Below are 14,973 nucleotides of genomic sequence, written 5' to 3'. Positions count from 1 at the left end.
GCTGTGATTGATCCTGAGTAGGTGGCTGGTGAGCTGGTTTAAGCGAATTTTTCTGTTTTTGGTGCTTTGTGGGGTATTGGGTCTGGGGGCTCTGGCGGCGCTGTATCTGTGGATTGCGCCGACCCTGCCGGACGTCGACAGCCTGAAAACGGTGCAGCTTCAAACCCCGATGCGCATCTACAGCAAAGACGGTGCCCTGCTGTCCCAGTTTGGTGAAAAACGCCGCATCCCGGTGCGTTATGAGGATGTGCCACAGCCGCTGATCGATGCTTTCCTGGCCACCGAGGATGCCCGCTTTTTCGAGCATAAAGGGGTCGATCCCATCGGTGTTATTCGGGCGGCGGTGGTGCTGATCACCACAGGTCGAAAAGCCCAGGGAGCCAGCACCATCACCATGCAGGTGGCCCGTAACTTCTTCCTCAGCCGTGAAAAAACCTACATTCGAAAGGTCAAAGAGATTTTTCTGGCCCTGAAGATCGAGCAGCTGCTGTCCAAGGAGGAGATCCTGGAGCTGTACCTGAACCGCAGTTTCCTCGGCAACCGGGCCTACGGAGTTGGCGCCGCCGCCCAGGTGTATTACGGCAAAGACGTCGATCAGCTGACGCTGGCGCAGATGGCGATGATCGCCGGACTGCCACAGGCACCTTCCGCCGCCAACCCGATTCGCAATCCGCAGCGCGCCTTCACCCGCCGCAACGTGGTGCTCGGACGCATGCTGGACGTCGGCTTTATCTCGCAACAACAGTTCGACGACACCCGGGTTCAGCCTATTTCTGCTCGCTACCACGGTGCCGAGATCGAACTGGATGCCCCTTACGTGGCCGAAATGGCCCGTGACATCATGGTGGAGCGTTTCGGCGAAGACGCCGCCTACACCGGTGGCTACCAGGTGTATACCTCCATCGAAACCACCACCCAACGTCAGGCTCAGCAGGCCCTGCGCGACAATCTGTACAGCTACGATCGCCGCCATGGCTACCGTGGCCCCATCGCTTCGTTGTGGCAACCGCAGCCGGCGGCCGATACCGCCCTGGCCAGCACCGGCTCACTGGACACCGCCCGCAACGATGCCAGCGCCAGCACCCCATGGGAGCGCGACCGCATTCTGCAGACCCTGGCCGACACCAAGCCGATTCAGGATCTGCTGCCGGCCGTGGTCATGAGCACCGAAGCCAAACAAGCGATGCTGATGATGGCCGACGGCAGCGACGCGGTTCTGAGCTGGGAAGGCATGAACTGGGGACGGGAGTTTATTTCTGACACCCGCCAGGGTGCCGCCCCGAAACAGGCCAGCGATATCCTCAGTGAAGGGGATCTCATCTGGGTACGCCAGCAGCCGCAGCGACTGATGCTGGCGCAGGTACCCCAGGTCAGCAGTGCCCTGGTGGCCCTGAACCCCGACGACGGTGCCGTGCGGGCCCTGGTGGGCGGATACAACTTCCAGGACAGCCAGTACAACCGGGTCACCCAGGCCAAGCGCCAGTTAGGCTCCAACATTAAACCCTTTATCTATTCTGCGGCACTGGAACAGGGCTATACCCTGGCGACTCTGGTCAACAACGCCCCCATTAACCAGTGGGATCGCAGCCAGGGAACCGCCTGGCGCCCCAAGAACTCCCCCGACGTCTACACCGGTCCCACCCGGGTCCGGCGGGGTCTGGGTCAGTCGGTCAACGTCATGGCGGTACGGACGCTGCGCCATGTCGGCATCGATGGTGCCATCGCCCAACTGCAGAAGTTTGGCTTTGATCGCAACGACCTGCCGCGCAACGAATCGCTGGCACTGGGCAGTGCCGTCGCCACGCCCATGGACGTGGCCCGAGGATTTGCCACCTTTACCAACGGCGGCTTTAAGGTCGATCCCTACGTCATCGAGCGCATCGAGAACAGCTTCGGTCAGGTGCTGTATCAGGCCCAGCCCAAGATCGCCTGTGCCGAGTGTGAGCAGGCATTGCAACAGCAACCTGAGCAGTACGCCGTCGACATTCAGGCCCAATGCCTGATCCCCGCCAGCCAGTTGGCGCCGCGAATTTTGTCTCCTCAGGTGGCCTTCCTGATCAAAGACACCCTCAGCAGCGTCATCTGGGGCGGCGGCGACTGGAGCAAGGGCACCGGCTGGAACGGCACCGCCTGGCGGGCGGCTCAGCTGATCAAACGTCGGGACATCGGTGGTAAAACCGGTACCACCAACGAATCCAGAGACACCTGGTTCAGCGGCTTTGGCCCCGGCATCGTCGCCACCTCCTGGGTTGGCTTTGATAACCACAGCCGCCAGTTAGGGCGTACCGCCTGGGACAACTACGGCCCCCGCAACCAGATCACCGGCGCCGAGTCCGGTGCCAAGACCGCCGGCCCGGCCTGGAACCAGTTTATGAACCAGGCCCTCAAGGGGGTACCCACGGTACCGATGACACCACCGGAAGGGGTGGTCACCGCCCGCATCGATCTGGCGTCCGGTAAGCTGTCACGGCGCAACGATTACACCTCTCGGTTCGAGTTCTTTGTCGCCGGCACCGAGCCGACCGAGTACGCGGACAACCAGCAACAAGAGCAGCCGGTATTCGAACAGGAAACCGAAGAGCTGTTCTAACCCGCCACCATAAAAAACGCCGCTAAACAGCGGCGTTTTTTATGGCTCGGATCGAAATCAGAAGCAGTACTCCATGGCGATCTCGTCACAGGCATGCTTTCTCGGACACAGGTCGCAATCCTTCATCACCTTCTCCGGCAAGGTCTCCTTATCGGTGTGATTGAAGCCCGCCTTGGTAAAGAACTGTGGTACTCGGGTCAGCACAATCACCCGTTTCAGTTCCAACTCCCGCGCCCGCTGCAGCATGTAATCCACCAGCGCCTTACCCTGTCCCTGACCATGGTTGTTGGGATCTACCCCCAGGGAACGCATCTCCGCCAGCCCAGTCTCATAGATGTACAGAGAGGCACAGCCGACGACTTCGCCGTCCTGTTCCGCCACCGCAAAATCGAGAATGTCACGCAGCAGATCGTCGCGACTGCGCGGCAGGGTCTCGCCCTTGAGGGCCCAGTGACCATTGATGGTGTGAATGGCATCCACGTCCGACAATCGGGCCGGGCGCACCATCAGCATCTCGGCCTTGTGGGCATTGAGTCGCTGCTGACTGGCTCCCAGCGCCTCTTCGATGGCCGGCGATTCGATCTGCGAGTCGTTTTGCAGTGACAGCGCATGCTGAACCTGCTTGATGGAGGTGCCCCCCAGGGCTTCCCGCTTGGCCAGGCAAGCATCGATGGTCAGGTGCTGATACACGTCCGACTCGATGCGGTAGCTATACACCTGCAACTCCTGCAGGGTAAAGTCCTCCAGCGGCTTGCCCTGGGCGATGGCGCCGAGCACCACCTCACCGACAATGTGGTGGGCTTCCCGGAACGGAATCCCTTTGGCCACCAGGTAATCCGCCAGTTCGGTCGCATTGGCGTAGCCCTGCTGCGCCGCCGCCAGGGTCCGCTGACTGTTGACCTGCACCCCTTCCAGCACCAGCGTCGCCATGTCCAGGCACATCAGCCAGGTATCGAGGGCGTCAAACAACCCCTCCTTGTCCTCCTGCATGTCCTTGTTGTAGGCCATCGGCAGCGCTTTCATGGTGGTCATGATGGTCATCAGCGAGCCGTAGACCCGGCCGGTCTTGCCCCGAATCAATTCCAGTGCATCGGGATTTTTCTTCTGCGGCATCAGCGAGGACCCGGACGTGACCGCGTCCGCCAGCTCGATAAAACCGGCTTCGCCGCTGTTGTAGAAGATCATGTCTTCCGCCAGCCGCGACAGGTGCATCATCGAGGTGGCGGCCACCCCACACAGCTCGATCACATGATCCCGATCGGAGACCGCGTCCAGGCTGTTGCTGACGGCTCCGCGAAAACCCAGCTCCTGAGCCAGCTTAAGCCGGTCCACCGGGTAGGCGGTTCCCGCCAGTGCGCCACTGCCCAGGGGGCAGGTGTCGAGCCGGTTGAGGGCATCTTTAAGCCGGGTCAGGTCCCGCTCCAGCATCTCCACATAACACAGACACCAGTGACCAAAGGTGATCGGCTGGGCCCGCTGCAGGTGGGTGTAGCCAGGCAGCACGGTCTGGGCTTCGCGTTCGGCCAGGATCAGCAACTGCTGCTGCGCCTTCACCAGCGCCTCCACCAGAATCTGGCCCTGATCTTTACACCAGAGTTTCAGATCCGTGGCCACCTGATCATTACGGGAGCGGCCGGTGTGCAGTTTCTTGCCCAGGTCACCGACCTTGGCGATCAGCTGTTGCTCCACAAAGCTGTGGATGTCCTCGGCGCCGGACGCCAGGATCTGCTCTTCGGTCACCTCCTCGGCCAGCTGATGCAGGGCACGAACCAATTGGCCGTGCTCCAGCTGATCCAGCACCCCCACCTGGGTCAGGGCACCGGCCCAGGCGATGGATCCGGTGATGTCCTGCTGCAGCAGACGGTAGTCCACCGGCAGAGAATCGTTAAACTGCTTAAAGCGACTGTCTGCAGCGCCGCTGAACCGCCCACCCCATAACGCCATATCAGTTCTGCTCCTTATGCAGGGCCGCAATCCGGCTCGACAATGAGAACAACCGAATGAAGCCTTCCGCGTGCTTCTGGTTGTAGACTTCGTCCTCTTCAAAGGTGGAGAACGCTTCCGAGTACAGGCTGTTGGGGCTGGTCCGCTTCACCACCACCGCCTGACCTTTGTACAGCTTAACCACGATCTCGCCGGTCAGGGGCTCGGCCAGGCTGGCGGCCGCCGCCAGCAATGCCTTGGACACCGGAGTAAACCAGCGACCGTCATACAGCACGTGGGAGAACTCCAGCCCAATCTGTTCCCGGAACTTGAACGCCGACTTATCCAGTACCAGCGTCTCCAGGCCACGCAGGCCGGCATTGACGATGGTGCCACCCGGGGTTTCGTAACAGCCGCGGGACTTCATGCCCACCAGGCGGTTCTCGACGATGTCGATGCGACCGACCCCATGCTTGGCCCCCAATTCGTTGAGCACGCTCAGGCCGTTAAACGGGGTTACGGCTTCGCCATTAACCTGAGTCAGCACGCCGTGCTCATAGCCCAGGGTGACGTACTCGGCCGCATCCGGCGCCTGCTCTGGCGACACGCTCCAGGTCCATACCTGTTCGGACGGCTCACAGTTTGGATCCTCCAGCTCCCCCCCTTCGTGGGAGATGTGCCAACAGTTGGCATCACGGCTGTAGATCTTTTCCGCCGAAGCGGTGGTCGGAATGTTTTTGCTGGCCAGGTAGTTGAGCAGGTCGGTCCGCGACTTCATGGTCCAGTCCCGCCAGGGGGCAATCACCTTCAACTGCGGCGCCAGGGCGGCATAAGTGGACTCGAAACGCACCTGATCGTTGCCCTTGCCGGTACAGCCGTGGGACACCGCGTCGGCGCCCACCTGCAGCGCCAGTTCTACCTGGGCCTTGGCGATAATGGGACGGGCCATGGCGGTACCCAACAGATAGGTGCCTTCATACAGGGCGCCGGTCTGCAGGATCGGGTTGATGTAGTGACCGACGAACTCCTCCTTCAGATCCACCACGTGGCAGCTGGAGGCACCGGAAGCAATCGCTTTCTCCTCAACGCCCACCAACTCCTCGGCGCCCTGGCCAACATCGGCCACAAAGGCCACCACTTCGCAATCGTACTGCTCTTTCAGGTAAGGGATAATGGCGGAAGTATCCAGGCCGCCGGAATAAGCCAGTACCACTTTGTTAATCTTTGTCATGGGGGTGTCCTTTAAATCAGAGTCAGTAGAATTGCGTTTTGGGCGTGCATCCGGTTTTCAGCCTGGTCCATGACCAGCGACTGCTCCGAGTCCATCACCTCTGAAGTCACTTCCACCTCGCGGTGGGCGGGTTGGCAATGCAGGAAATGACTGGCGCCGCTGGCGGCCATCATCTGTGCATTCACCTGATAAGGGGCGAACTTGGCTTTGATCTCTTCCATCGGCGTGGCATCGCCCATGGAGATCCAGGTATCGGCGTAGATAACGTCCACCCCTTCCAGGGCGGCGACGTCACTGCTGAGGGTCAGGCTGGCGCCCGACTGAGTCGCCAACGCCTGCGCTTCCAGTACCTGCTGGCCATCGGGGAAGTGGCCCGCAGGGCACACCACCACCATGTCGACGCCCAGCTTGGCGGCGATGATCATCAGCGAATGGGTGACGTTGTTGCCGTCGCCGACGTACGCCAGCTTGGACTGCTGCCAATTGGGGTTGTGTTCCATGATGGTCAGCATGTCGGCCATCGCCTGGCACGGGTGGTACAGATCGCACAGCGAATTGACCACCGGCACCGTCGCATGCTCAGCCAGCTCCACCAGGGTGGCATGATCGAACACCCGTGCCACGATGGCATCACACCAGCGCGACAGGTTCTGGGCGAAGTCTTTTACCGACTCGCGTTTACCCAGGGCGCCATTCTGTTGATCCAGGTAGACCGCATGGCCACCGAGCTTATTGATGCCCACATCGAAACTGACCCGGGTCCGCAGCGATGGCTTTTCAAACAGGGTGGCCACGCTCTTCCCCTTGAGGGCGTCCTGATAAGGGCCGTAATCGGCCTTCAGGGTTTTGGCTTTATCCAGCACCGCCAGAATCTGTTCCGGCGTCCAGTCTTTCAACGTCAACAAGTTCTGCATCATTCAATTCCTTTAGGGGTAAACCTGAGTGCCAACGCTGTGGCCCTCAATCAGACCAGCCAGCTGTTCCGGGTAGCGCCAACTGGCCACCAGAACCCGATTATCGATGGCCCGGGCCGCCGCCTGAGCCGCCTCCACTTTGACCTTCATGCCGCCATCGATGACCCCGCTTTTGACCAGGCTTTGGGCCAGCTCCGGAGTCAGCTCGGGAATCAACTGCCCCTTGCCGTCCAGCACGCCGGACACGTCTGACAGCAGGGTCAGCGGGGCCTTCAGTAACTGACAGATGACCGTGGCCGCCTGGTCGGCATTGACGTTCAGCAACTGCCCCTGAGCGTCGGCCGCCACCGAAGAGATAATGGGTAACATACCCAGACTTAACAGTTGCTGCAGCAGTTGAGGTTGGTTGGCGGTCACCTGCCCGACGCAGCCCAGCTCGGGGTCCTGCACCTGTGCCTGCACCAGGTTGCCGTCCGCCAGAGTCAGCCCCACAGGCACCAAACCCACTTGCTTGGCGGCAGCCACCAGCTTGGTGTTGGCAATGCCCGCCAGCGCGCCGGCGACGATGGGCATCTGCGCCGCGGGGGTCACCCGCAGCCCCTGATGCTTGGTGGTGGTCATGCCGTTGGCGCTCAACTGCTGCTCCACCAATACGCCGCCACCGTGCACCAGCACCGGTTGCCAGCCCTTGTGCTGCAACTGGGTCAGGGTGTCGAACAAGCGCACCATGCCCTTGTCGCACTCCAGCAGCGCGCCGCCCACTTTTATGACCATCGTCTTCATGAATACACCTCATGACCAAAATGAATGTTTATGCAATCGAGCGCCTGACTGGCCGCCCCCTTCATCAGGTTGTCGATGGCACTGGCCACCACCAGAGTCTGTTTGCCGGCATCGAACTTCCAGGCCAGCAGGCAGCGGTCACTGCCGGCGACGTCATCCACCTTAGGCCAGCTCCCCTGTGGTAGCAGTTTGACGCCGGCATTGCCTTGATACACCGCATAAGCCTCGGCAATCTCAGAATCGGTAATTCCCGCTTTCAGTTGGCAGACGATGGTCGCCAGGATGCCGCGCTTAAAATTTCCGAGGTGTGGGGTAAACACCACCGGATGCCCCAGGTAGGTCTCGATCTCTGGCTGATGCCGATGCCCCAGAACGCCGTAGGGCGTCAGGCTGACCTGACAGAAATGGGTGTTGAGTTGCGCCTTGCGACCAGCGCCACTGACTCCACTGACCGCATTGATCACCGGCATCGCCGACTCGGCCAGCAAACCGGCTTGCTGCAACGGCTTGAGCGCCAACAGAGAGGCGGTGGGGTAACACCCGGGCACGGCAATGAGCTTGCTCTTATTCAGGGTGTGCGGGTACCAGTCCACCAGGCCGTATTCCGCCTGCAGCAGGTGCTCTGGGTGGGGGTGTTCGAAGCCGTAGTACTCGGGGTAGATGGCGGCATCCTTGAAGCGATGGCCGCCGGACAGGTCAAACACGCTGAGTCCGGCCTCCAACAGGGTTGGGACCAGAGTCGCGCTGACCTGATGCTCGGTGGCCAGGCACACGCCCTGGTGATCCTGACACAGTTGCTGCAACGCCTCGGCACTCAGCCCTTGCAGCGGTTGGTCCACCAGCCCGAGCATCTCCGGATACAAGCTGCTGAGCGGCGTGCCGGCGTCGACGCTGGCTTCGGAAACGTACAACCCGCCCAGGGTCAGGGAGTCATCGGTGGCAATCAATTTGGCCAGCGTGGCACCGGCATACCCGGATGCACCAATTATGGCTATAGTGGTCATGAGGAAGAGTCCATTGGCAAACGTAACAACAGGAAAACGTGGGGGCAGCCATAACGGAGGCGACGACCGACTTTATCGTCGTCGTAGTGGGGCGGGCTGATGTTTCCAGAATGCAAATTTCATAGCGGTAGTTGTCGTCTATTTACTGTCACCCTGATAGACTACCATCAATTTATACTTATGCAAATAATTTGAATAAATAATTATGAAGAATTTCCCGGACCTGAAACAGCGCTTCCAGCAACTCATCGCCACCCCCTCCATCAGCGGCCTGGAGGGGGAATGGGATCAGAGCAACCTGCCGGTCATTGAGTTGCTGTACGGTTGGTTCAGCCATCTGGGATTTCAGTGTGAGGTACTGCCACTGCCCGGCCAAACGAACAAGGCCAACCTATTGGCCCGCATCGGCCCGGCGGGTGCCGGCGGCCTGTTGCTGGCCGGGCATACCGACACCGTTCCCTATGATGAGGGACGCTGGAGTCAGGATCCGTTTCAGCTTACCGAAAAGGATCAGCGCTGGTATGGCCTGGGCACCTGTGACATGAAGGGCTTCTTCGCCCTGATCCTGGAAGCGGCGCTGCAATTCGACCTGTCGACACTGAAGCGGCCACTGTACATCCTGGCCACCGCCGACGAAGAGACCACCATGGCCGGTGCCAAAGCCTTCGCCGCCAGCAAACAGATCGCACCAGATTACGCCTTGATTGGCGAGCCCACCGGCCTGCGCCCGGTGCACATGCATAAAGGCCACGCCGCTCATGGCATTCGGGTCAGCGGTCGCAGCGGCCACTCGTCGGACCCCGCAAAGGGGCTCAACGCCATCGAAGTCATGCATGGGGTGATTGGCGAATTGATGACCCTGAAGCGCACTCTGGCAGACCGCTACAATCAACCTGGCTTCAGTGTGCCCTACCCGACCCTGAACTTTGGCCACATCCATGGGGGTGACGCGGTCAACCGCATCTGCGGCTGCTGCCAACTCAACCTCGACATGCGCCCCCTGCCCGGCATGAACCTGTCGCAACTGCAGCATTTGCTGGAGCAGGCGCTGGCACCCGTAATGAACCGATACCCGGATTGCATCAGCATTACTCCGCTGTTTCCTGGGTCGGAGCCATTTGCCTACCAGGGGGACAACACCCTGCTGGATCTGGCCCAGCAACTCAGTGGCCAGGACGCCGAGGCGGTGAACTACGCCACCGAGGCCCCCTACATCAACCAGTTGGGTTGCCAGACGCTGGTGCTTGGCCCGGGAAGCATCGAGCAAGCCCACCAGCCGGATGAGTTTGTTCACATGGACTATCTCACCGCCACCCCCAGGCTATTAAGTAATTTCATCAATAAATTCTGTTTATTGGCCGAGTAAACCACTGGTTAATATGGTGACCGAGGCTATCTGAGCCGGGTCATTCGTGATACTTTGAACGATTGCGAAAGCGGTATCTTTGCTAAGGAGTACGATCAAGATGAGCGATATCAACGCACCACTCAAAGCCAACGTCAACCTGTTGGGGCAGCTGCTGGGTGACACCATCGGCGATCATTTGGGTGAAGGTTTCGTCGATAAGGTGGAGACCATCCGCCAGTTGGCTAAAGCCTCCAGACAGCGCGAGCCCGGCGCCCGCCACAAGATGCTGGAACTGTTGAATCAGCTCTCCGATCAAGAATTAGTCCCTTTTGCCCGCGCCTTTAACCAGTTTCTGAACCTGGCCAATCTGGCCGAACAGTTCCACACCATCTCCCGCAACTGCGACCAGCTGGTGTGCGTACCGGATCCGGTGGACCTGCTGTTCGGACGCCTGCTCAATGGCAAGGCGCAACTGGATCCTCAGGTGTTGCTGAAGGAGTTAGGACGGCTGGAGATCGATCTGGTCCTGACCGCCCACCCAACCGAAATCAGCCGCCGCACCCTGATCACCAAATACAGCGCCATCATTGAATGCCTGGCCGAACTGGAAAACCCTCAGCTGAGCGAGCGAGAACGCCACCAGCAGAGCCTGCGCCTGCGTCAGCTGATTGCCCAGATCTGGCACACCAATGAGATTCGCACCCAGCGCCCCACACCGGAAGACGAAGCCTCCTGGGGCTGGGCCGCAGTCGAAGACAGCCTGTGGCACGCGGTACCGGACTTCCTGCGCCAGTTGAACGATCGCCTCGAAGCCCACGCCGGCGTGCAGTTACCACCAGACACCGTACCGGTGAAGTTCTCCAGCTGGATGGGAGGCGACCGCGACGGCAACCCCAATGTCACCGCCAAAGTCAGCGCCCGAGTGCTGCTGAAAAACCGCAAGATGGCCTTGAGCCTGTACCTGCAGGACGTCAAAACCCTGATCAGCGAACTGTCCATGGTTGAGTGCAGCGACGAGTTGGCGGCCCGGGTCGGCACCACCAACGAACCCTACCGGGTGGAATTACGCCGCCTGCGCGATCGCCTGCTGATCAACCTGGAAGAGGTCAACGCCCAACTGGACGGATTCCCCTCCTCATTGGAGCCAGAACAACGAATTCAATCCCGTGACGACCTGTTGCAGCCACTGCAACTGATCTACGACAGCCTGCTGCAATGCAAGATGCGCCTGATCGCCAACGGTCTGCTACTGGATACCCTGCGCCGGATTCACTGCTTCGGTATCGGTCTGATTCGACTCGATATTCGTCAGGATGCGGCCCGTCACGAGAGTGCCCTGGCCGAGATCACTCGCTTCCTGGGACTGGGCGACTACGAACACTGGCAGGAGGAAGAGAAGCAAGCCTTCCTGCTGCGGGAGCTGGCCAACCGACGGCCGCTGCTGCCCGGCAACTGGACCCCTTCCGACGACACCAAAGAGGTACTCGACACCTGCAAGCTGATCGCCCTACAGCAGGCGGAAGCCATGGGTTCCTACGTCATCTCCATGGCCAGTTCACCGTCGGATGTGTTGGCGGTAGCCCTGCTGCTCAAAGAGTGTGGCTGCCCGTTCACCATGCCCATCGTGCCGCTGTTCGAAACTCTGGATGACCTGCAAAACGCCGCCGACAGCATCGAACAGTTGCTGGCCATCGACTGGTACCATGGGTACATCCGCGGCAAACAGCAGGTGATGATCGGTTACTCCGACTCCGCCAAGGACGCCGGTGTGATGGCCGCCTCCTGGGCCCAGTACCGGGCGCAGGAGTCCCTGGTTGAGGTGTGCAAAGCCGCCAACGTGGATTTAACCCTGTTCCACGGCCGTGGCGGCAGCATTGGTCGAGGCGGCGGCCCGGCTCACGAAGCGATCCTGTCTCAGCCTCCAGGCTCAGTCGACGGTCGCCTGCGAGTGACCGAGCAAGGCGAGATGATCCGCTTTAAGTTTGGCCTGCCCAAGGTGGCAGTTCAGAGCCTGGCCCTCTATACCTCGGCAGTCCTGGAAGCCACCCTGCTGCCACCGCCTCAGCCTAAGCAGGCCTGGCGGGAACTGATGGACAGCATTGCCGCCAGTTCGGTGGACGCCTACCGCAGCATCGTCCGCGACGAGCCACAGTTTGTGCCCTACTTCCGTGCCGCAACCCCGGAGCAGGAACTGGCCGATCTGCCCCTGGGCAGTCGCCCTGCCAAACGCCGTGCCGACGGCGGCGTCGAGTCCCTGCGGGCGATTCCGTGGATCTTCGCCTGGACTCAGAACCGCCTGATGTTGCCAGCCTGGCTCGGCGCCGGGGCAGGCTTGAAAACAGCCATCGATGCCGGCGATCAGCCTACCCTGACCGCCATGTTCCAATCCTGGCCATTCTTCCGCACTCGACTGTCGATGCTGGAGATGGTGTACGCCAAGGCCGAACCGCACCTGGCGGCTTACTACGACCGGGTACTGGTACCGCAGGATCTGCATGGTCTGGGTACCACCTTGCGCCAACAGCTGGAGCAGGACATTCAAACCGTGCTGCAACTGACTCAGGAACAGGCACTGATGGAGCACACCCCCTGGAACCGGGAATCGGTGGAGCTGCGTCATCCCTACATCGATCCCCTTAACTTCCTGCAGGCGGAACTGCTACGACGTTGCCGAGGCAAGGAGGAGGAGTTGGACGACATTCGTCAGGCACTGATGATCACCATCGCCGGCATCGCCGCCGGCATGCGCAACACCGGCTAACCATCAATCACAGCGGGCTCCGGCCCGCTTTTTTACAGGAGGACGCGCATGCGCTGGCTGTTGATCCCGTGGATACTGGCGCTGACCGGTTGCGCCACCAGCTACACCCTGACCGAGAATGAGCTGCAGGATTACCTCAGCGACAACATGACGGTGCAGCAACGGCAATCGCCACTGCCCTTTGTCGATGCCGAGATGACCCTCAATCGCATCGACGTCGCCATTGGCCGCAGCGGCGACAACGTGGAAGTGAGTACCGTTTCCGAGTTGGTGATTCGAACCCCACTGCTGCCGATCCGGGCCTCGCTGACCGCCACCCTGTCGGCCGTCCCCTGGTACCGGCCGGAAGATCAGAGCATCTACCTGAGGGATCTGCAGGTGGTGGAGATCACCGCCACCCCGAAGGAGCTGAACGGACCGCTGCAACAACTGTCCAGCCAGAGCCTGACCGCGGTGCAGCTATTCCTTAGCAATCAACCCATCTACACCCTGGATCAAAAAGACTGGAAGCAGGAGTTGCTGGCCCAGTTCGGGCGCGAACTCACCATTGAGCCCGGCGCCCTGAGGTTTCACTTACGCAGCGGTGATTAACCGGGAAGGCGGTCCACCCGCTTCAGGAACGGGTAGTCGGCAATAACCGGCTGCCCCAATAACAGTCGCCGCAGCATATCCAGGGCGACCGCTGCCGACAGCTTGCGGATCAGCGTTCTGGAACGGTTGGCACCGGAACCAAAGGCCAGGGTCTGGCTCCAACTGCCTGTAGGGCCGCTGACACAGAAACAGACGGTACCCACCGGCTTATCTTCAGTACCACCATCCGGGCCGGCGATGCCGCTAACACTGACGCCGTAGTCGCTGCGCAGGCGAGCACGGGCCCCCTCGGCCATCTCCACCACCGTCGGCAACGACACCGCCCCATGCTGCTGCAGCGTACTGGCCTGGACACCACAGCAAATTTGCTTGGCCTCATTGCTGTAGGTCACCAGTGATCCCTGCAGATAGGCCGAACTGCCTGCCAGCGTCACCAGCTGATCGGCGATCATACCGCCGGTACACGACTCGGCCAGGGCCAGGGTCGCCCCCTGCTCCGTCAGCAATCGGTGAATCTCATTGGCCAGCAGCGGTTGATTTTCCGCCACCAGCGAATCGCCAAGGGCAACCTTCACCGCCTCCACATAGGCGTGCCACTGTGCCAGATCCACCGCCGAGCGCCGAAACAGCTTAACCTCAATATGGGGCATCGATGCCCGATAGCCTACCGTGACCCCCTCTGGACAGGGCACGGTCAACGCATCGATGTCATTGGCCATGGCCGACTCTGCCTGGCCCAGGGTCAACAACTTGTGCACACTGACCGAGCCCCCTTGCTGAGGGTCCAGATCATGTAAGAACGGCAGCAGTTGTTCATTCACCATACGAAACAGCTCATGGGGCACCCCCGGAGTGAAGAACAGCCAGGCCTTGCCCAGCCGCACTCGAAATCCGCAGGCGGTACCCACCGGGTTGTCCACCACAATGGCCGAACGAGGCAGCATCGCCTGTTTCAAGTTGCTCGGCGTCATAACCCGGCCCCGGGCGCTGAACATCTGCTCCATTACCGCTCGCCACTGCTCAAACATCACTACCGGCTCTCCCAGCGCCTGTGCCGCGGCTTCGGCACTGAGGTCGTCGCTGGTCGGCCCCAGGCCACCATTGACGATCACCAGGTCGGCCCGTTCGGCGCTGTGACGAAACGCCGCCACCAGATCATCCATTCGATCGCCAACCGTGGTTTTTCGACTCAGTTCATACCCCTGTTCCATCAGAGTATTGGCCACCCACGCGGCATTGGTATCGACAATTTGACCCGACAGCACCTCTTCACCGGTGCAGATCATCTCAATCTTCATAGTGCATCTCCTTGTTGATAGCCACACTAGAGAAGCGCCAACGGGAAAGCAATGAATCGCAGGCATAAAAAAAGCCCTGACCGTCAGGTCAGGGCTTAAAGTCTGGTGCTAATACCCAGAGTCGAACTGGGGACCTCACCCTTACCAAGGGTGCGCTCTACCAACTGAGCTATATCAGCGTATTTCTCAGGAAAAATCCTAAGAAAAAACCCTGACACGAGGTCAGGGTTCTTCAAAAGATGGTGCTAATACCCAGAGTCGAACTGGGGACCTCACCCTTACCAAGGGTGCGCTCTACCAACTGAGCTATATCAGCACACAAACTGTGCAGACAACCGACTGCGTCGATTCTCTAAAAGGGAGTCTGACGATGACCTACTCTCACATGGGAACTCCCACACTACCATCGGCGCTACTGTGTTTCACTTCTGAGTTCGGCATGGGATCAGGTGGGGCCACAGCGCTATTGTCGTCAGACAAAAACTGTTATCAATTCGCACAAGCTGATTTTCTCGTTTGCATTCTTGCAA

Annotated in this window: 10 protein-coding genes, 2 tRNA genes and 1 rRNA gene; 4 read left to right on the top strand and 9 right to left on the bottom strand. The window is 60.2% G+C overall.

Annotated elements, in window-relative coordinates; translation table 11 throughout:
• Window positions 1–28: 28 nt before the first annotated feature.
• Complete coding sequence (locus J8Z22_RS01560; protein ID WP_252008445.1) at window positions 29–2,590, top strand: penicillin-binding protein 1A; 2,562 nt, start codon at window positions 29–31, stop codon at window positions 2,588–2,590.
• A 57-nt stretch (window positions 2,591–2,647) separates the two neighbouring features.
• Here the strand turns inward: J8Z22_RS01560 and argH are convergent, their stop codons facing one another.
• Genes argH through argC form a run of 5 tightly spaced genes read right to left on the bottom strand, consistent with a single transcriptional unit; the run spans window position 2,648 to window position 8,445 of the window.
• Window positions 2,648–4,534, bottom strand: coding sequence for an argininosuccinate lyase (argH, locus tag J8Z22_RS01555; RefSeq protein ID WP_028112795.1), 1,887 nt, complete (start codon window positions 4,532–4,534; stop codon window positions 2,648–2,650).
• A 1-nt stretch (window position 4,535) separates the two neighbouring features.
• Window positions 4,536–5,744 carry an argininosuccinate synthase gene (locus J8Z22_RS01550; protein WP_028112794.1) on the bottom strand — a complete coding sequence of 403 codons (1,209 nt, stop codon included), beginning with the start codon at window positions 5,742–5,744 and terminating at the stop codon, window positions 4,536–4,538.
• A gap of 11 nt (window positions 5,745–5,755) precedes the next feature.
• Entirely contained in the window at window positions 5,756–6,658 is a 903-nt protein-coding gene (locus tag J8Z22_RS01545) for an ornithine carbamoyltransferase (RefSeq protein ID WP_028112793.1), read from the bottom strand.
• 12 nt (window positions 6,659–6,670) lie between these two features.
• Entirely contained in the window at window positions 6,671–7,441 is a 771-nt protein-coding gene (argB, locus tag J8Z22_RS01540) for an acetylglutamate kinase (RefSeq protein WP_252008443.1), read from the bottom strand.
• The gene (gene argC / locus J8Z22_RS01535) at window positions 7,438–8,445 is read right to left on the bottom strand and encodes an N-acetyl-gamma-glutamyl-phosphate reductase (RefSeq protein ID WP_252008441.1); all 1,008 of its coding nucleotides are present in this window, start codon (window positions 8,443–8,445) and stop codon (window positions 7,438–7,440) included. Before argC ends, argB begins: the two co-directional genes overlap by 4 nt.
• 205 nt (window positions 8,446–8,650) lie before the next feature.
• Here argC and argE point away from each other — a divergent pair, with 205 nt between their 5' ends.
• From argE to J8Z22_RS01520, 3 genes are all read left to right on the top strand, one after another.
• A complete protein-coding gene (argE, locus tag J8Z22_RS01530; RefSeq protein ID WP_028112790.1) occupies window positions 8,651–9,811 on the top strand; it encodes an acetylornithine deacetylase in 1,161 nt (386 codons plus the stop codon).
• Window positions 9,812–9,911: 100 nt separating this feature from the next.
• On the top strand, window positions 9,912–12,554 hold the full coding sequence (gene ppc, locus J8Z22_RS01525; RefSeq protein ID WP_028112789.1) for a phosphoenolpyruvate carboxylase: 2,643 nt from the start codon (window positions 9,912–9,914) through the stop codon (window positions 12,552–12,554).
• 48 nt (window positions 12,555–12,602) lie between these two features.
• Window positions 12,603–13,145 carry a DUF1439 domain-containing protein gene (locus J8Z22_RS01520; protein ID WP_028112788.1) on the top strand — a complete coding sequence of 181 codons (543 nt, stop codon included), beginning with the start codon at window positions 12,603–12,605 and terminating at the stop codon, window positions 13,143–13,145.
• Here the strand turns inward: J8Z22_RS01520 and J8Z22_RS01515 are convergent.
• The 4 genes from J8Z22_RS01515 to rrf all read right to left on the bottom strand — a co-directional run bounded on the left by J8Z22_RS01515 (window position 13,142) and on the right by rrf (window position 14,920).
• Entirely contained in the window at window positions 13,142–14,443 is a 1,302-nt protein-coding gene (locus J8Z22_RS01515) for a CinA family nicotinamide mononucleotide deamidase-related protein (RefSeq protein ID WP_252008439.1), read from the bottom strand. The genes J8Z22_RS01520 and J8Z22_RS01515 overlap by 4 nt on opposite strands.
• A 103-nt stretch (window positions 14,444–14,546) precedes the next feature.
• Window positions 14,547–14,622 (bottom strand) — tRNA-Thr (locus J8Z22_RS01510).
• 61 nt (window positions 14,623–14,683) lie between these two features.
• Window positions 14,684–14,759: transfer RNA gene (locus J8Z22_RS01505), tRNA-Thr, on the bottom strand.
• A 46-nt stretch (window positions 14,760–14,805) separates the two neighbouring features.
• Window positions 14,806–14,920: ribosomal RNA gene (gene rrf / locus J8Z22_RS01500) — 5S ribosomal RNA — on the bottom strand.
• Window positions 14,921–14,973 lie beyond the last annotated feature (53 nt).

Source organism: Ferrimonas sp. SCSIO 43195, from assembly GCF_023716685.1.
In the GTDB taxonomy this organism is placed as follows: Bacteria; Pseudomonadota; Gammaproteobacteria; order Enterobacterales; family Shewanellaceae; genus Ferrimonas; species Ferrimonas kyonanensis.
The sequence above is the reverse complement of the archived record's forward strand: the minus strand, read 5'-3'. Positions and strand labels throughout refer to the sequence as shown.

Bases quoted from the DNA above. Each gene is read 5' to 3' on its own strand.
- argH (WP_028112795.1), bottom strand. From the start codon at position 4,534: ATGGCGTTATGGGGTGGGCGGTTCAGCGGCGCTGCAGACAGTCGCTTT.
- J8Z22_RS01550 (WP_028112794.1), bottom strand. From the start codon at position 5,744: ATGACAAAGATTAACAAAGTGGTACTGGCTTATTCCGGCGGCCTGGAT.
- J8Z22_RS01545 (WP_028112793.1), bottom strand. From the start codon at position 6,658: ATGCAGAACTTGTTGACGTTGAAAGACTGGACGCCGGAACAGATTCTG.
- argB (WP_252008443.1), bottom strand. From the start codon at position 7,441: ATGAAGACGATGGTCATAAAAGTGGGCGGCGCGCTGCTGGAGTGCGAC.
- argC (WP_252008441.1), bottom strand. From the start codon at position 8,445: ATGACCACTATAGCCATAATTGGTGCATCCGGGTATGCCGGTGCCACG.
- argE (WP_028112790.1), top strand. From the start codon at position 8,651: ATGAAGAATTTCCCGGACCTGAAACAGCGCTTCCAGCAACTCATCGCC.
- ppc (WP_028112789.1), top strand. From the start codon at position 9,912: ATGAGCGATATCAACGCACCACTCAAAGCCAACGTCAACCTGTTGGGG.
- J8Z22_RS01520 (WP_028112788.1), top strand. From the start codon at position 12,603: ATGCGCTGGCTGTTGATCCCGTGGATACTGGCGCTGACCGGTTGCGCC.
- J8Z22_RS01515 (WP_252008439.1), bottom strand. From the start codon at position 14,443: ATGAAGATTGAGATGATCTGCACCGGTGAAGAGGTGCTGTCGGGTCAA.